Genomic DNA, 16,707 nt, shown 5'->3' with positions numbered 1-16,707 from the left:
GGTCTGCGCCGGACGCCTGAGTGGACACTATGATCGACAGTAAGGAACGATCAATGACCGTACGTGAGCAACATGTCACCAACAGGCTCCCGGATCGGGCGGCCTGTTGACAGTTTTTGTCACGGTGGGGCGCGGTGACGACTGACGGCACGAACGCGGCGAACTCCGGCACCGACCCGTCGGAGCGCCCCTTCTCGCTCGTCATCGGGGTGACGTCGTCCCCGGCCGAACGGCTGCGGCTGACCGAGCTGCTGGACGGCGTCGCGCCCCTTCTGATGGTCGCCGATCTGGACGAGCTGCGCGAGTTGATCACGGATGCGCCGGCCTCGGCGCACGCACCTGCCCCGGCCGTCGCGCCGGCTGCGCCCGTACCCCGGGACAAGCCCGCGCCGGACGGCGCGCTGGTGATCGACGCGGCCCGGTCGACCGCCCGGTGGGGCAACCGGGAGACCGCCCTGACCCGGCTGGAACGCGACCTGCTGACCTGCCTGACCGTCGAGCCGGTACGGGTGTGGAGCTACGCCGAGCTGCACCACGCGGTCTGGCACGACGCGCCGACGCACGGCCGGGCCGACGTGCAGTCCCTGGTCAAGCGGTTGCGCCGTAAGCTCGACGAACTGGGCACCGGCGTCACCATCGCGGCGGTACGCGGCGTCGGCCTGCGGCTGACCGACCACCGCCACCCCCGGGTACGGGGCGACTGACCCACCCCTGGGTCCGCTGTGCAAGGCCGCACGTTGCGGACCGGACGGCGCGCACGGCCGGACGGTGACAGCCGGTGACCCGATCGGTGGAGGCGCCCTGCCGGTGTGGCCGGAATTGATGGCGACCGGTCGATTACCGGTGCGGCACGTATCGCGAGAAGTCTTTGCCTCCTACGGTGGCGTCCGGCACGCGGACGGAGGGGACTCGGGAATCACCCGAGGGGGCCGTCCCGGCGGACAGGGAGAGTTGTCTCGATGCGAGTTTGGCTTCGCGCGGTGACGGTCGTCGTCGCCGGCGCGGTCGTGGTGGCGGGAGTGCCGGCGCTCGCCGCCACCGTCACCGTGCGGGACGCCGGCGTGGCCGGCCACACCGGCGCACAGGCGACGGGAAGCAGCGCCGCACTCGGCGCCGCGCGCACCACGGCGACCCGTGCGCTGGTCACCCCCGGGGACACCCGGCTGATGCCGACCACCCCCCGCACCGACACGCCGCGGATCACCAACGGCGAGATCGTCGACATCGAAGTGATCGGCAACCGCGTCTTCATCGCCGGCACGTTCACCTCGATCGCGAACGTCGGCGGGTCCGCGATCACGCAGCGGTCCCTGGCGTCGTACAACCTGGACACCGGCAAGGTGGACACCGGGTTCAAGCCGGTCATCGACGGCGCGGTCGCCGCGGTGGAGGCGTCGCCGGACGGCAAGTCGCTCTACATCGCCGGCGCGTTCAACACCGTCAACGGCGTCACCAAGCGCAAGATCGCCCGGCTGAACCCGACCACCGGCGCACCGGTCGCCGCGTTCACCGCCACCGCGAACGCGCGGGCCACCGCGCTGGCCGTCAGCGCCAACGCCGTCTACGTCGGCGGCCAGTTCGCCACCGTCAACGGCGTCAGCCGCAGCGGCCTGGCCGCGCTCAACCCCACCACCGGCGCCGTCGACACCGGCTTCAACCTGCCGGTCACCGGCGGCATCGGCGTCGGCGGCATGCTCACCGTGCAGCAGCTCAAGCTCACCCACGACCGCAGCAAGCTGCTGGTCGTGCACACCGGCCGCCAGATCGCCGGCCAGGACCGCTACGGCGTGGCGCTCATCGGTACGGCCACCAAGGCGCTGCTGCCGTGGCGCACCCGGCTGTGGGAGGACAACCTCTCCTTCGTCGGCGGCATCCAGCGCGTCTTCGCCGGTGACATCGCGCCGGACGACTCGTACTTCGTGGTCACCAGCGGCTCCGGCGGCGACCGGCCGCCGATCAACGACACCGCCATCGCGTACCCGCTGACCGGAAACGACAACGTCGAGCCGCTCTGGATCTCCCGGCACTTCGACAGCATCTACTCGGTCGCGATCACCGACACCGCCGTCTACGTCGGCGGCCACTTCAGCTGGCAGGAGTCGCCCACGTCGAACGTGCCGTGGCCCGGCCTGGACAACGTCGGATACGGCACCGGCCAGGGGCTCAGCGGCTACGGCCTCGGCGACCAGGTGGTCCGCCGCGACCACCTCGGCGCGCTGGACCCGCTCACCGGCACCGCGCTGGAGTGGAACCCCGGCTCCAACTCGTACGAGGGCGAGAAGGCGATGCTCGCCACCTCGCGCGGCCTGCTCGTCGGCGGTGACGGCAACGTCAAGGGCGGCAAGACCACCGGCCGGGTCGCCTTCTTCGACCTCTCCAAGCAGCCCGCGCCCGCGGCGCTGGACACCACCGTCACGACGCCGATCGAGGGCGCGGTGAAGCCGGCCGGCGAGTCGTTCACGATCAGCGGCCAGGCGCTCGCCCCGGCCGGCGTGGCGCGGGTCCAGCTGGAGATCCAGGACCGCAACAGCGGCAAGTACCTCCAGGCCGACCTGACCACCTGGGGCGCGTTCAAGGCGATCAACACGACTGTCGCCGCGCCGAACGCCACCTCCACCACGTGGAGCCTGCCGGTGACGCTGCCGGCCGGCGTCTACCAGTTGCAGGCGAAGACGTTCGACCGCAAGGGGGCCGGCGACACCACCAAGGCGGTCAAGAAGATCGAGACGTTCCGCTTCGACGACCTGCCGCCGTCGACCCGGATCAGCTCGCCGTCGGCCGGCCTGCTCGCCACGCAGACCTTCGTGGCCTCCGGCACCGCCACCGACGACAAGGGCGTCAACTCGCTCATCTACTCGTTCCGCACGCCCGACAACCGGTACCTCCAGGACGACGGCACCGTCGCCGCCGTCTACAACACCTTCCGCGGCGAGCCGGACGTGATCGGCGCGACGTCCACCACCTGGCAGTACGAGGTCACGCTGCCGGTCGAGGGACAGTGGAAGATGACCGCCACCGCCGTCGACACGACCGGGCAGAGCGACCTGCGCGGCGACACCCGCGACTGGACCGTCTCGGCCAACGGCGTACCGCCGACAGTGGCGATCACCTCGCCGGTGGCGATGACCCCGCCGGGCAACCCGGCGCCGTTCACCGTCGCGCCCGGTGGCGCTGTCACGTTCGCCGGTACGGCGAGCGACGACGACGCCCTGAAGTCGGTCGAGATCTACCTGCGCAACAACACCACCCGCGAGGCGCTCGCCAGCGACGGCACGTGGGGCGCCGACTCGGTCGCCGGCTACCACCGGATCTCCCCGACCAACCTCGACGCCGCGACGTTCGACTGGTCGTTCACCACGGTGCCGCTCACCCCGGGCGTCTACGACTTCCGGGTACGGGCGACCGACAAGCTCGGCCTGACCACGTCCAGCACCAACATGGGCCGGCTCGCAGTCACCGCCCAGGTGCCCGGCGACGCCTTCCCGAACGGGCTGCTCAGCTTCACCGGCACCAACCAGGACGTCGACCAGCTGCACCTGGACCTGACCGGCACGGCGACCGACGACAAGGGCGTGCGGGCGGTCCGGATCGCGCTGCGCGACCTGGACACCGGCCGGTACGTGCAGCCCAACGGCACCATGGCCGCCGCGTTCGCCACAGTCGACGCGACGCTCGCCGCGTCCGGCGCGACCAGCACCGTGTTCACGCTCTCGATCGACCTGCCCACGCGCGGCACGTACAGCGTGGAGGCGTGGGCCGTGGACACCGCCGGTCAGCAGGACAACTCGACCAGCGGCGCCACCGCCCGCTACCTGGTCTACCCCGGTGACACCGACCCGACGCTGGAGCCGAGCATCACGCCGGTCGAGGGTCAGGCGTACACCGGTGGCCGGATCGTCATCACCGGCCGGGCCGTCGACGACGGCGGGATGCAGAAGGTCGAGGTGCAGATCGGCAACAGCGCCGGTCAGGGCATGAACTCGGCCGGCACGTTCGGCCGGGCGGGCGCGCCGACCAGCTGGCCGTGGATCGGCACGTTCCTCACCAGCCCGGGCTCGCCGGGGTCGAACTTCGCGTACACGTCGCCGGTGATCCCGGCCGGCACGTACACGGTGACGATCCGCGGCATGGACAACCGGGGGCAGTACCAGCAGCCGCCCCGTACCGTCACGGTGACCGTCACCGACTGACCGGACGGCCTCGCGGGCCGGTCCGCGCCGGGTCTCCCGGCGCCGGGCCGGCCCGTGCCCGTCTCAGGGCCGGATCAGGCACATCCCGGCGGTGGCCGGCCGGTCCATCGTGGCCAGCGCGTCAGGCGCGGCGTCGAGGTCGATGGTGCGGGTGACCAGCTCGGCCGGGCGCAGCACCCCGGCGGTGACCAGCCGCAGCATCTCCGGGTACGCGTGCGCCGGCATGCCGTGGCTGCCGCGCAGCTCCAGCTCGTACGCGATCACCAGGTCCATCGGCAGCGCGGGCCGGCCCTGCGCGGCGGGCAGCAGCCCGACCTGCACGTGCCGGCCGCGCCGGCGCAGGCCCTCGATCGACGCCACGCAGGTGGCGTGACTGCCGAGCGCGTCCAGCGACAGGTGGGCGCCCCCGCCGGTGGCCTCCCGGATCGCGGCGGCCACCTCGGCGGAACCGCCGAGCGCGCTCGCGTCCACGCAGACCGCTGCGCCGCTGCGCCGGGCCAGCTCCAGCGCGCCGGACGACACGTCCACCGCCACCACCCGCGCCCCGCTCGCCGCCGCCACCATGACCGCGGACAGGCCGACGCCGCCGCAGCCGTGCACGGCCACCCACTCGCCCGCCGCGACCCGGCCCTGCGCGACGACGGCCCGGAACGCGGTGGCGAACCGGCAGCCGAGCGCGGCGGCGGCCGCCTCGTCCAGCTCGTCCGGCAGCCGGACCAGGTTGACGTCGGCGTGCCGTACCGCGACCAGGTCGGCGAACGAGCCCCACCCGGTGAAGCCCGGCTGGGTCTGCCGCTCGCAGACCTGCTGGTCGCCGGCCAGGCAGGACGGGCACCGCCCGCACGCGCAGACGAACGGCGCTGTCACCCGGTCGCCGGGCCGCCAGCCGCGTACGTCCGCGCCTGCGGCCACGACGACACCGGCGAACTCGTGCCCCGGCACGTGCGGCAGGCGGATGTCCGGGTCGTGGCCCTGCCAGCCGTGCCAGTCGCTGCGGCACAGGCCGGTCGCGCCGACCCGGACGACCACCCCGTCCGGCGCCGGCGCCGGGTCGTCCACCTCCCGGACCTCCGGCCGTACCCCGAACTGCTCGAACACCACCGCACGCATGCCCCGATCCTCACACCCACCCGTCCCACCTCCCGCCCCGCCCCCGCCCTCCCGCCCTCCCGCCCCCACCCGCTCCCCGCGATCTTGCGGCCTTGCGGCCTTGCGGATGTCGGAAATGCCCCGTCTGACCGGGCAGAAAGCGCATGATCACCGCCGACAACCGGTCCCCGCCCCACCCGCTCCTCTCCGACGCGTCAGGCCTCCCCACACCCAAGATCTACGTGGCTCGGCCTCCTGGCGCCGGTGATCAAGGAGTTTGTGTCCTCGCCGGGGCGGTTTCGGGCCGCAAACTCCTTGATCATCCGGGGGAGAGACGGGAGAAGGGGAGAGGGGCCGGGCTACAGGCGGCGGCCCTGGGCGGTGTGGGCGGTGATGCCGTCCAGGGGGGTTCCCGGGGTGAGGGTCGTCGGGTCGAACCAGAAGATCACCACCTCCGGGTCCTCGCTCCAGCGGACCAGCCTCGCCTCGACCTGCCGGCCGTCGACGGTCCCGACGATGCGGGCCGCCGGGCCGACGAAGTAGCCGAACGTGGGGATCGACGCGTCGGCGGGCACCCGCTGCTGGTCGTACCCGATCTCGTGGAACCCCGGCCGGCGGTCGCTGCCGGACACGTCGTTCACCAGGAAGTCCGACGTCAGGCGGCCGTCCGGCGCGCGGCGGCCGGCGACCAGGCCGATCGTCACGCGCGGCAGTTGCGGCACGTCGACCGGGACCATGAAGAACACGCGCTCGTCGGCGCCGTACCGGATGCCGCTGTCCACGACCGTCCCGAGCGGTCGCGGTGGCGCCTCGGTCGGGGCCGGCGCGGCGGTCGGCGTGGGCGGGGGAGTGTCGGCGGACGCGGTGGCGACCGGCTCCCCGGCCGGGAGGTCCGGCGGGCCGGGCCGCGTCGCCACGGCGCCGACCCCGACGGCCACCGCGACCGTCGCCACCGCCGCCGCGACCCCCGCGCCGATCCGCCGGCGGCGGCGCAGCCGGCGTCCCCGGCGCATGATGTCCGCGATGTCCAGGCCGTCGGCCCGCTCGGTCGCCCGCATCACCCGGCGCAGCTCGTCCATCTCGGTCACCGGCACGTCTCCTGCGGTCGCGGCGCGGACAGACCGGCGGTACGCAGCTTCTCCAGCGCCCGCGACGAGGTGCTCTTGACGGTGCCGACGGACACGTCGAGTTCGCGGGCCACCTGGGCCTCCGGCAGGTCGAAGTAGTGGCGCAGGACGACGACGGCGCGTTCACGGGCGGTGAGCGTGCCGAGCGCGGTGACCAGCCACCGCCGGGTCGCCACCTCCTCGGCCATGTCGCCGCCGCGCCGTTCCGGCAGGTCGTCGCTCGGGTACTCGCGGATCGGCCGCCGCCAGGTGTCGACGAGGTGGTTCACCAGCACCGACCGGGCGTAGCCGTACGGGTCGCCGTTGCGGATCCGGGACCAGGACGCGTACGTGCGCACCAGCGCGGTCTGGGCGGCGTCCTCGGCGTGGTGGTGGTGGTTGCCGGTCATGAGGAACGCGGCATGCGTCAGCCGCGCCGAGGACGCCCGCGCGAACTCGACGAACTCCGCGTCACCCCGGGCCATGCCGGTCCTCTGCACCTCTCACCCCGGTAGGGACGTGCGGGACGCGGAAAAGGTTGAGTCCCCGCCGGACCAACTTCCGCGACAGGTCACCCGTCCTCATCCCCGTGCCCACGACCGGGCGCCGAGGGGAGACGAGATGACCAGGACCGTGGACCGGACACGCGGCGGCGCCGCCGTGATCGCGCTGGCGGTCTCGCTGGCCGGCTGCACACCGGCCGTGGCCGATCAGCCCGCAGTCGCGCCGTCCGGACCGGCCGGGCCGTCCGCCGCCGTGCCGTCCGCGTCGGCGGCGGCGCCCGTCCGGTCCCGTCCGGCGGGGATCGGCTATCCCGCCGACGGCGGCGACGAGTGGTGGTTCGCCGCCGCCGAGCCGGCCACCCACGCGGGTACGGGCCGGCTGCTGCGCTACCGGGTGGCGGTGGAGCGCGACATCACCGGTCTGCCACCGGCCGATTTCGCGGCGCAGGTCACCGGCATCCTCACCGGCCCGGGTGGCTGGACGACCGACGGACGGATCGCCCTGCGCCGCGTCGGTGCCCGCGGGCCCGCCGACTTCACCGTCTACCTCGCCACTCCCGGTACGCGCGACGACCTGTGCGGGGACGGGCCGGACCGGTACACGTCCTGCCGTAACGGGGACCGGGTGGTGGTCAACGTGGCCCGCTGGGTGCGCGGCGCGCCCGCCTACGGCAGCGACCTCGCGGCGTACCGCCGGTACGTGGTCAACCACGAGGTCGGCCACCGTCTGGGTCACGGGCACGAGCGCTGCCCGGGGCGGGGACGTCCGGCGCCGGTGATGCAGCAGCAGACGCTCGGCCTGCACGGCTGCACCCCGAACCCGCTGCCGTTCCTGCGCGGGGAGCGGTACGCGGGACGGTCCGGCGCGTACGACGACCGCCTGCCCCCGCCCGAGGGCGGCCGGGCAGGCTGAGCGGGCTGGCGGCGATCCCACCCGGCGCTCAGAACAGCGTGGCCGGGCCGACCGGCTCCGGCTCGGGCAGCGGCGCGAGCCCGGGCACCCGCTCGCGGACCTGGTCGTGGAAGCGGCGGGCCAGCTCGGGCGCGTCGGCGTTGTCCGGCGTGTGCACGAACACGGTCGGCGAGCGGCCCTCCCGCAGCCAGCCGGTGACCACGTCCAGCCACGGCTGCCAGCCCTCGACCGTGCGGGCCGGGTCGTCGCGGCCCAGGTAGCGCACGATCGGCCGGTCGGTCAGCGCCCGGGTACGCAGCGGCAGGCGCGGCTTGCGCGTCCACGCCTCCCGCTCGGCGTCGCTCGTCGGCGGCGTCCGGAAGAACGCTGTGGTGTCGAACGGGATCCACTCCGCGCCGGCCCGGTGCAGCGTCGCCTCCAGCGCACGTACCGCACCGGGCTCGGTGAAGAAGGCGGGGTGGCGGACCTCGACGGCGTACCTGTGGGTGGTGGGCAGCGTGCGCAGGAACCGGTCGAGGTCGGGCACGTCACCGGGGCCGAACGAGCCGGGCAGCTGGATCCAGAGCGCGTCGGCCCGGGGGCCGAGCGGCTCCATCGCGTGCAGGAACGCCCGCAGTTCGGCCTCGCCGCCGGTGAGCCGGCGCTCGTGGGTGACCACCTTCGGCAGCTTCGGCAGGAAGCGGAAGCCCGGCGCGGTCTGGTCGGCCCAGGACGCCACCGTCTCCCGGGCCGGGGTGGCGTAGAACGTGGTGTTGCCCTCCACGGCGTCGCACCACCCGGCGTACGCGCGCAGCCGCTCGTGTGCGGGCAGCGGGTGCGGCAGGAAGCGGCCGGACCAGGACTTGTGCGTCCACATGGCACAGCCCACGTGCAGGCGCATCCCGGTCACCGGTAGGGCCAGCTCGTCGAGGCGCCGCGCAGCGCCGCGGCCGCGAACGGACCCGTCTGGGTCAGCAGAGCCAGGCCGAGGAAACCGGCCAGCAGGAACCCGCCCCAGCCGACGAGGATCCACATCGCGACCACGGCGCGGAAGCGCTGCACGAGCGGGTTCACCGGACGCGGTCCATGTCGCAGGCGCCGTCGGTGACCTGCCTGGAGTCGGCGGAGTACGCGCTGTACTGGCCGCTCCTTCTCCGCCGCATCAGTCCTCCTCGCGCCGTACGCCGGCGGGCCGGGCTGCCCGTCCGCCGCGCCCACGGTAGCCGGGGCCCTTACGCGCGGCGGACCGGGCCGTGTCAGGGGCGTTCCACCCGTACCGGATCACCGCGCACGAGCTCGTCGTGGACCCGCCAGCGGGCGTCGACGCCCGCGCGCCGGGCCGCCTCGTCGTCGGCGGCGATCCGCTGCCGCAGCAGCTCGACCGCGATCCGGCGGTTGAGGTGCAGGTGCCGTTCGGTGTCCACCACCACGGTCCGGCCGGACGGGCGGTGCGTGGCCCGGACGGCGGTGCTCGCCTTGTTGCGGTGCTGGCCGCCCGGCCCGCCGGTGCGGCACGGCACGAACTCGACGTCGGCCTCGTGGAACGGCGTGACCACCACGTCGGTCCGGCACGTCCGCGCGGTGACGTACCAGTTCTTCCGGCCGTGGCCCGTCCGGTACGGGCTGGGCGCCTGCCAGCAGAGCGTGCCGGTCCACCCGGCCGCGAACGCCTCCGCCCCGGCGCCGGTGATCCGGACCAGCACCGACCGGTAGGTGCCGGCCCGGTCGCCGGGCACCGTCTCGACCCGTTCGGTACGCAGGCCCCGCCGGACCGCCTCGCCCTCCAGGCGGGACAGCAGCCGGGCCAGCGCCCACGCGCACTCGGCCGGTCCGCGTCCGGCGGACAGCAGCAGCTCGGTCACCGGCGGCCCTTCCGGCGCTCGTCGCGGCGGCCCACGTCCGGCGTCTTGTAGGTGACCAGCGGAACCGTGGTGGTGACCGGTGTGGCGAGGTCGTGCGCCACCAGGTCGCCGATGACCTGCTCGATGCGCTTGTACGCGGTGGGCGCCTCCTCGAACAGCAGTTGCCGGTCGCCGCACACCACGATCGAGCCGACCGGCGTACGGCGCAGCTCCTCGACGGTGTGCTTGGCCCGGCCCCGGCGCAGCGCGTCGGCGCGGGACATCTTGCGCCCGGCGCCGTGCGCCACCGAGTAGCCGGCGTCCGGCCCGGCGTGCGCCGCCACGAGATAGGAAGGCGTGCCGCGGGTGCCGGCGATCAGCACGTCCCGGCCGTCGCCCGGCGCCGCGCCCTTGCGGTGCAGGTAGCGTCCGTCGCGGATCTCGACCAGGTTGTGGCACTGGTCGACGACCGGCTCGGTGGGTTCGGCGCCGAGCGCGTACGCGACCCGCGCGGCCAGCAGCCGCCGGTTGAGCGACCCCCACCGCACTGCCGCGTCGTGCCGGGCCAGGTAGGCGTCCGGGTCGGGCGCGGGACCGGCGCCGTGCGTCTCGGTGTGCTCGCGCAGGATCCGTTCGCCCAGCCCGCGCGACCCGGAGTGCACCACGAGCACCAGGTCACCGGCGTCCAGTCCGAGCCGCGCGGCGTGCTCCGCCGCGAGGATCGGCCCGACGCGGGCCAGTTCGACGAAGTGGTTGCCTCGTCCGACGGTGCCGAGGCCGTCGAGGTGACCGGCCGGCACGTCGCCGTCCAGCACCGACCAGGCCGGGTCGTCGGCGTCCCGGTCGGGGTCGAGCGCCCGGTCCAGGTCGGGGAACCGGGCCGCGAGCCGCTCGGGTACGACCCGGCGCAGCGCGATCGGGAAGACCGCGATGCCGCACCCGATGTCGGAGCCGACGAGGAACGGGTAGAGCACGGTCGAGGACATCGCGGCGCCGATCGGCGCGCCCTTGCCGGGGTGCAGGTCGGGCATGGCGGCGACGTGCGCCATGCCGTCCAGGGCGGCGACCTGACGGCACTGGTCGAGCGCGGCGGACTCGATCCAGCTGCCGGGGGAGGAGAAGACGGAGACGGTGGCGGGCACGACGGCCCGCCCGGAGGGGTACGCGGACACAGACGCTCGTTTCTGGAGGAGAACGCGGAGGACGGCGGACGGCAGGCGGCGCGGAGGGCCTGCGGGCGGGGATGCGATCCGTCAGAACGTCATGCCGCTCAGCCTCGCGGAGGCGGCCCCGGGGCGGCAACCGACTTTCGACCCGCCGGAGCGCCCGCGTCGACATCGGGTGACCCGGTCCATAGACTCCGGTCGTTCTGGTACCACGAGTCCAGGGAGGACCACCGTGTCGAGCGAAACCCGAACGCACGCCGCATTACCCCTGCTGGCCCGCCTCGCCGGGGTGAGCGTGGCCGCCGCGACGATCGTCGCCGCCGCAGGTGTCGCCGCGACCGCGGCACCCGCCGCCGACCCGGCGCCCACGAAGGGGCCGTGCGCGTACACGCCCACGCCGGACGAGCCGGCCGCCCGTCCGGTGCCGCTGCCGCCGGACCCGCGCCGTACGCCGGACCGGGGCACCGTGCGGGTCACGCTGCGCACCAACCAGGGGCCGATCGGGCTGACGCTGGACCGCGAGCAGGCGCCGTGCACCGTGCAGAGCTTCCTGCACCTGGTCCGGAAGCGCTTCTACGACCGGACGCCCTGCCACCGGCTCACCGCGTACCCGACGCTCACGGTCCTCCAGTGCGGCGACCCGTCCGGGACGGGCGAGGGCGGCCCGGGCTACCGCTACCGCGACGAGCTGCCCACCGACCTGCCGCCCGCGCCGACCGACCCGACGGGCGTACGCCGCCTGTACGCGCGCGGCACGCTCGCCATGGCCAACGCCGGCCCGGACACCAACGGCAGCCAGTTCTTCCTGGTGCAGGCCGACTCGGCGCTGCGTCCCAACTACACCGTGTTCGGCCAGGTCGACGCGGCCGGGCTGGCCACGCTGGACCGGATCTCGGCCGGCGGCATCGCGCCCACCCCCGAGGACCCGGCTCCGGTCGACGGCGCCCCGGCGGTGCCGGTGGAGATCTGCCGCGCCAAGCAGGGCCGCTGACGCGACGGCCCGGCGGGACGGCCGTCCAGGCCGCCCGCCGGGCCCGTGCCGCCGTCGGTAGCCTGCGGCGATGACGCATGAGCGGGAGATCACCGAGCCGGTCGACCTGTGCCGGCCGGACGGGCGGCTGAACCCGGACGCGGTCGGCTGGAGCCGCCGGCCGCTGCACCGGGCGAACCTGCGCGGCTGGGGCCGGGCCAAACGGTGGGAGCACTGGGGCGTGGTCACGCCGACGCACATCCTCGGCCTGGTCGCGTCGTCGCTCGACTACGCCGGGGTGCAGAGCCTCTACCTGCTCGACCGGCGTACCGGGCGGGAGACGACGGCGGAGGCTGTGGTGCCGTTCGCCCGGGGCACGGTGCTGCCGCCGGTGAGCGGCACCGGACCGGTCCGCGCCCGGGGCGGGAAGCTGACCATCGCTGTGGAGCAGGGCCCGGACGGCAGTACGGTGCGGGCGAGCGCGCCAGGTGTCGAGGTGGACCTGACCGTGCCGCTGCCGCCCGGCCACGAGTCTCTCGGCGTGGTGGTGCCGTGGAGCACCCGCCGGTTCCAGTACACGGTCAAGGACATCGGCCGGCCGGTGCACGGCACGATCACAGTGGACGGCACGGCGTACCCGGTGGGGGAGGGGTCGTACGCGGCGCTCGACCACGGCCGCGGCAAGTGGCGGTACGCGGTGCGGTGGAACTGGGCGGCCGGCAGCGGACCGGGCCGGGCGATCCAGCTCGGCGGCAAGTGGACCGACGGCACCGGCTCGACCGAGAACGCGGTCTTCGTCGACGGGCGGCTGCACAAGATCGGCGCCGACCTGACCTGGGCGTACGACCGCACCGACTGGCTGCGGCCGTGGCGGATCACCGGCGACCGGGTGGACGTCACGTTCCACCCGTTCCACGAGCGGGTGGCGCGGACCAACCTGCTCGTGCTGGCCGGGGAGACGCACCAGTGCTTCGGGAACTTCACCGGCTGGGCGGCGACCGACGACGGCGGGCGCGTGGATCTGGACGGCCTGGTCGGCTGGGCCGAGGAGGCCCGTAACCGCTGGTGAGGCCGGTCCCCGCCGGGCCGGGCCGCCCGGCGGGGAAGCCCGATCAGGCCGGCAGCCGCCAGACCTGGTTGGCGCCGCCGAAGCAGTCCCAGATCTGCAGCCGGGTGCCGTTGGCGGAGCTGTTGCCGGTGGCGTCCAGGCACCGGCCCGACGCCGGGTTGCGCAGCGTGCCGTTGCTCTGGGCCTGCCAGGTCTGAGCGCCGGTGCCGTTGCAGTCCCAGAGCTGGATCCTGGTGCCGTTCGCGGTGCCGGCGCTCGTCACGTCCAGGCACTTGCCCAGCGCCCGCAGCGTGCCGTCACCGGCGACGGTCCAGCTCTGCGCGGCGGTGCCGTTGCAGCCGTACAGCTGGATCGCGGTGCCGTTCGCGGTGCTCGCGGCCGCCACGTCCACGCAGGCGCCGCCGATGCCGGTGATCGGCCCGGTACGCCCGGACGGCGGCGGCGTGCCACCGCCGGTGACGGTGTCGTAGATCGCGCTGACCAGCGAGGTCGAACCGGTGGTGTCCTGCGACAGCTCCCAGTTCATCATCCCGCCCGCGTTCGCCAGGGCCCACTGCGTCTTGCGCTTCACTGTCGGTACGCCGTTGTAGCACTGCTGGGCGCCGCCGGCTGTGGTGCAGTCCCGGTTGGCGTTGGCCGGGTCCATGCCGACCAGCGCCGAGTAGGTGTAGTAGCCGGGCCGGCTGTAGAAGGGCACGCCGAGCACCGCCTTGGCGGCGGGCAGGCCGCGCGACTTCCACCTGTTGACGCTGGCGATCGACCAGTCGTAGCCGGCGTGCGGGCTGCCGCCGTCGTACGCCATGATGTTCAGCCAGTCCACCGAGCCGAAGACGGCTGTGGGCACCCCGTCGACGTAGTAGCCCTCGGAGACCACGGCGGCGGTGAGCAGCTTGCCCCGGCTGTGCAGGGCGCTGCCGAGCTGCTGCATGAGCAGCGTGTAGTTGTTCGCCGAGGCGCCCGGGTCGGGGTACTCCCAGTCCATGTCGACGCCGTCGAGGTTGTACTGGTTGACGAAGGCGATCAGGTTGTTGACGAACGCGGTGCGCGTGCCGGAGTTGGCGGCGAGCGCCTCGAACGCGGAGTCGTCGCCGTCGTTCCAGCCGCCGACGGCGATGGAGACCTTGACGTTGCTGGCGTGCCCGAGCGACACGAGTGAGGACAGCTTGCCCGGGTTCTCCACCGGGCGCAGGCTGCCGTCGCCGTTGGGGAGCACGAACGCGTAGTTGATGTGGGTGAGCTTGCCGTACTGGACGGTGTTGACGTTGCCGCTCCAGGACGGCATGTAGCCGACGCTCTTGAAGTTGTTCGGGAGGACCACCGCCTCGGCGGCGGTCGGGGCGAGGGTGAGCGTCGCGGTGGTGGTGGCCAGCGCGAGCGCACCGGCGGCGAGGCGCCGCCGGAGGTGAGGTCTGGGCATCGAGGGCCTTCCCGGGGGACGGGGGCGGATGGGGGTCTTCCTCGAGGTGGCCCAAATATTAAAGAGTATTAACTAAGGCGTCAACGACGACCGTCGATGAGTGACGGCCGGTGAGCGGTGGCGTACGCACAGCGTGGGGCGGCCCCGTCCGGGACCGCCCCACGCGCGACTCGGGATCAGGCGACCGAGGCCGGGAACCTCTCCCAGACCCGGTGCGCCGCCATCAGCCGCTGCACCTCGCCGAGCACCTCGGTGCCGGAACCACCGGTCACCACGCCCGGCGTGCCTGTGACACCGGCCTGGTGCAGCACCTCGGCGCCCGCGCCCCAGGCGCCGATCACCTTGGCGTGCCGCCACGCCTCCTCGACCAGCAGCAGCACCCGCGGGTCGACGGTCGGGGAGCCCGGCGCGCCGGCCTTGGCGTCGCGGGCCGGCAGCGCGTCCGGCGCCGGGGCCGGGGCGCCGGCCAGCAGCACCGCGTCGAACTCGACCGAGCGGCCGGTGGCGAACGTGCGCTGCACCGGCAGCCCGTCGACGGTGCCGCCGTGCGCGGCGATCAGCAGCGGCACCATGCCGGCGGCGAACACCTCCCGGCGTACCTCGTGCACGTCGCCCAGGTCGGCCTGGGCGTCGACCACGATGCCGACCATCCGGCCGTCGGCCGGCCACTCCCGGCCCACCTGGGACAGCGCCGGGCTGGGCTGCACCTCCGCCGGCGGCACCGTGGGCTGCGGCACGGGCAGGCCCAGACCGATCGCCACCTGCTCGCACAGCACCGGGTCGACGTTCGCCAGGCACTGGAGCTGCCGCTCCTTGATCGCCTGGTGGTAGCACTTGCCCAGCTCGAACGTGTACGCCCGGATGATGTGCTCCTTCTCCACCGGCGACATGCTCTGCCAGAACAGGCGCACCTGGCTGTAGTGGTCGTCGAAGGAGGCGGGCGCGGCCCGCACCTTCGGCGCCTCGGCCACAGTCACCGGCGTGTCCACGAACGCGTGCTCGCGGTCGCCGGCCGGGAACGGGTTGCCGCCGTCGAGCGAGTTCGGCCGGTACGGCGCCACGCCCGCGTGCACCGCGTGCTGGTGGAAGCCGTCACGCAGCATGTCGTTGACGTCGGCGTGCGGCCGGTTGATCGGGATCTGGGTGAAGTTCGGCCCGCCGAGGCGGGTGAGCTGCGTGTCCACGTACGAGAAGAGGCGGCCCTGCAACAGCGGGTCGTTCGTCACGTCGATGCCGGGCGGCAGGTGCCCGACGTGGAACGCCACCTGCTCGGTCTCGGCGAAGAAGTTGCGCGGCGTCTTGTTGAGGGTGAGCTTGCCGATCGGCTGCACCGGCGCCAGCTCCTCCGGCACGATCTTCGTCGGGTCGAGCAGGTCGATCCCGGCGAACGTCTCCTCCGGCGTGTCCGGGAAGACCTGGATGCCCAGCTCCCACTCCGGGTACGCGCCGGCCTCGATCGCGTCGTACAGGTCGCGGCGGTGGTAGTCCGGGTCGATACCGCCGATGAGCTGCGCCTCCTCCCAGGTCAGCGAGTGCACGCCCAGCTTCGGCTTCCAGTGGAACTTGACCAGCACCGTCGCACCGGCCTCGTCGACCATGCGGAACGTGTGCACGCCGAAGCCCTCCATGGTCCGGTAGGACCGCGGGATGCCCCGGTCGGACATGTTCCAGATGGTGTGGTGCTGCGCCTCGGTGTGCAGCGAGACGAAGTCCCAGAACGTGTCGTGTGCGCTCTGCGCCTGCGGGATCTCCCGGTCCGGGTGCGGCTTGCCGGCGTGGATGACGTCCGGGAACTTGATCGCGTCCTGGATGAAGAACACCGGGATGTTGTTGGCGACCAGGTCGAACGTGCCCTCGTCGGTGTAGAACTTGGTGGCGAAACCGCGGGTGTCGCGGACCGTGTCGGCCGACCCGCGCGAGCCCAGCACCGTGGAGAAGCGGACGAAGACCGGCGTCTCGCGACCCTTCTTCAGGAACCCGGCCCGGGTCACCTCCTCGGCGGTGCCGTACGCGACGAACGTGCCGTGCGCGCCCGCGCCCCGGGCGTGCACCACCCGCTCCGGGATCCGCTCGTGGTCGAAGTGGGTGATCTTCTCCCGCAGGTGGTGGTCCTGGAGCAGGACCGGGCCGCGCGGACCGGCCTTCAGCGAGTGGTCGGTGTCGCGCAGCCGGGCGCCGTTGGCGGTGGTGAGGTACGCGCCCTGCTGCCCCTTGGCGATCTTCGGCACGCCGGTCTCGGCGCCGGTCGGGGTCCGGGTGTCCGGCGCGCCCTGCTCGTCCTTGGGCGGCAGCGGCCCGTGCGGCGTGGTCGGCTCCTCCAGCGGTGGCGGCGCGCTGCCGGGAGCGCCCGGCACGTCCGGAGTCAGCGCGTCGCCGACCTTCTCGACGGCGGCTTCGACGACACCCTTGACGATCTGGGTGGGCTTGCTGGATTCCATCAGGACCTGTCCTCCTACAGCGAAAT

Annotated in this window: 14 protein-coding genes; 5 read left to right on the top strand and 9 right to left on the bottom strand. The window is 73.7% G+C overall.

The genetic code is table 11. The annotated features are described in order from the left end of the window. The first annotated feature begins 134 nt into the window (after positions 1–134). Together FHX31_RS20615 and FHX31_RS20610 are read left to right on the top strand one after the other, a co-directional pair. The gene (locus FHX31_RS20615; protein ID WP_013285208.1) at positions 135–704 is read left to right on the top strand and encodes a winged helix-turn-helix domain-containing protein; all 570 of its coding nucleotides are present in this window, start codon (positions 135–137) and stop codon (positions 702–704) included. 255 nt (positions 705–959) lie between these two features. Further along, positions 960–4,190 (top strand): Ig-like domain-containing protein, encoded by a 3,231-nt coding sequence (locus tag FHX31_RS20610; protein ID WP_184977031.1) that lies wholly within the window; start codon positions 960–962, stop codon positions 4,188–4,190. Positions 4,191–4,253: 63 nt separating this feature from the next. On the opposite strand, the gene FHX31_RS20605 is transcribed toward FHX31_RS20610, so the two are convergent. The 3 genes from FHX31_RS20605 to FHX31_RS20595 all read right to left on the bottom strand — a co-directional run bounded on the left by FHX31_RS20605 (position 4,254) and on the right by FHX31_RS20595 (position 6,870). Further along, positions 4,254–5,300 (bottom strand): zinc-dependent alcohol dehydrogenase family protein, encoded by a 1,047-nt coding sequence (locus FHX31_RS20605; protein ID WP_184977030.1) that lies wholly within the window; start codon positions 5,298–5,300, stop codon positions 4,254–4,256. Positions 5,301–5,638: 338 nt separating this feature from the next. Continuing rightward, positions 5,639–6,358, bottom strand: a complete 720-nt coding sequence (locus tag FHX31_RS20600) for a hypothetical protein (protein WP_221489132.1) — start codon at positions 6,356–6,358, stop codon at positions 5,639–5,641. Between the two features lie 5 nt (positions 6,359–6,363). After that, positions 6,364–6,870 (bottom strand): SigE family RNA polymerase sigma factor, encoded by a 507-nt coding sequence (locus FHX31_RS20595; protein ID WP_091329133.1) that lies wholly within the window; start codon positions 6,868–6,870, stop codon positions 6,364–6,366. Between the two features lie 136 nt (positions 6,871–7,006). Here FHX31_RS20595 and FHX31_RS20590 point away from each other — a divergent pair, with 136 nt between their 5' ends. After that, the gene (locus FHX31_RS20590; protein WP_184977029.1) at positions 7,007–7,801 is read left to right on the top strand and encodes a DUF3152 domain-containing protein; all 795 of its coding nucleotides are present in this window, start codon (positions 7,007–7,009) and stop codon (positions 7,799–7,801) included. A gap of 28 nt (positions 7,802–7,829) precedes the next feature. Here FHX31_RS20590 and FHX31_RS20585 read toward each other — a convergent pair whose 3' ends face one another. From FHX31_RS20585 to FHX31_RS20570, 4 genes are all read right to left on the bottom strand, one after another. Then, positions 7,830–8,657, bottom strand: a complete 828-nt coding sequence (locus FHX31_RS20585; protein WP_201766736.1) for a DUF72 domain-containing protein — start codon at positions 8,655–8,657, stop codon at positions 7,830–7,832. 29 nt (positions 8,658–8,686) lie between these two features. Next, entirely contained in the window at positions 8,687–8,854 is a 168-nt protein-coding gene (locus FHX31_RS20580) for a hypothetical protein (protein ID WP_184977028.1), read from the bottom strand. Positions 8,855–9,036: 182 nt separating this feature from the next. After that, the gene (prfH, locus tag FHX31_RS20575; RefSeq protein ID WP_071095946.1) at positions 9,037–9,642 is read right to left on the bottom strand and encodes a peptide chain release factor H; all 606 of its coding nucleotides are present in this window, start codon (positions 9,640–9,642) and stop codon (positions 9,037–9,039) included. Then, the gene (locus FHX31_RS20570; protein ID WP_013474697.1) at positions 9,639–10,793 is read right to left on the bottom strand and encodes an RNA ligase RtcB family protein; all 1,155 of its coding nucleotides are present in this window, start codon (positions 10,791–10,793) and stop codon (positions 9,639–9,641) included. The genes prfH and FHX31_RS20570 overlap by 4 nt, the downstream gene beginning before the upstream one ends. Before the next feature lie 226 nt (positions 10,794–11,019). Here FHX31_RS20570 and FHX31_RS20565 point away from each other — a divergent pair, with 226 nt between their 5' ends. Both FHX31_RS20565 and FHX31_RS20560 read left to right on the top strand, forming a co-directional pair. Then, positions 11,020–11,778, top strand: coding sequence for a peptidylprolyl isomerase (locus FHX31_RS20565; RefSeq protein ID WP_013474698.1), 759 nt, complete (start codon positions 11,020–11,022; stop codon positions 11,776–11,778). A gap of 70 nt (positions 11,779–11,848) precedes the next feature. Further along, positions 11,849–12,826, top strand: a complete 978-nt coding sequence (locus FHX31_RS20560) for a DUF2804 domain-containing protein (RefSeq protein WP_184977027.1) — start codon at positions 11,849–11,851, stop codon at positions 12,824–12,826. A 43-nt stretch (positions 12,827–12,869) separates the two neighbouring features. Here FHX31_RS20560 and FHX31_RS20555 read toward each other — a convergent pair whose 3' ends face one another. After that, a complete protein-coding gene (locus FHX31_RS20555) occupies positions 12,870–14,243 on the bottom strand; it encodes a glycosyl hydrolase family 18 protein (RefSeq protein ID WP_184977026.1) in 1,374 nt (457 codons plus the stop codon). Positions 14,244–14,419: 176 nt separating this feature from the next. Next, positions 14,420–16,681 carry a catalase gene (locus tag FHX31_RS20550; RefSeq protein ID WP_123109583.1) on the bottom strand — a complete coding sequence of 754 codons (2,262 nt, stop codon included), beginning with the start codon at positions 16,679–16,681 and terminating at the stop codon, positions 14,420–14,422. Positions 16,682–16,707: the final 26 nt, after the last annotated feature.

It is taken from the genome of Micromonospora sp. CNZ286 (assembly GCF_014207755.1).
This window is presented reverse-complemented; position numbering and strand designations above follow the sequence as displayed.

Coding starts and splice junctions, on each gene's coding strand:
- FHX31_RS20550 (WP_123109583.1), bottom strand. CDS start 16,681: ATGGAATCCAGCAAGCCCACCCAGATCGTCAAGGGTGTCGTCGAAGCC.
- FHX31_RS20605 (WP_184977030.1), bottom strand. CDS start 5,300: ATGCGTGCGGTGGTGTTCGAGCAGTTCGGGGTACGGCCGGAGGTCCGG.
- FHX31_RS20560 (WP_184977027.1), top strand. CDS start 11,849: ATGACGCATGAGCGGGAGATCACCGAGCCGGTCGACCTGTGCCGGCCG.
- FHX31_RS20610 (WP_184977031.1), top strand. CDS start 960: ATGCGAGTTTGGCTTCGCGCGGTGACGGTCGTCGTCGCCGGCGCGGTC.
- FHX31_RS20595 (WP_091329133.1), bottom strand. CDS start 6,870: ATGGCCCGGGGTGACGCGGAGTTCGTCGAGTTCGCGCGGGCGTCCTCG.
- FHX31_RS20600 (WP_221489132.1), bottom strand. CDS start 6,358: ATGGACGAGCTGCGCCGGGTGATGCGGGCGACCGAGCGGGCCGACGGC.
- FHX31_RS20585 (WP_201766736.1), bottom strand. CDS start 8,657: ATGTGGACGCACAAGTCCTGGTCCGGCCGCTTCCTGCCGCACCCGCTG.
- FHX31_RS20590 (WP_184977029.1), top strand. CDS start 7,007: ATGACCAGGACCGTGGACCGGACACGCGGCGGCGCCGCCGTGATCGCG.
- FHX31_RS20555 (WP_184977026.1), bottom strand. CDS start 14,243: ATGCCCAGACCTCACCTCCGGCGGCGCCTCGCCGCCGGTGCGCTCGCG.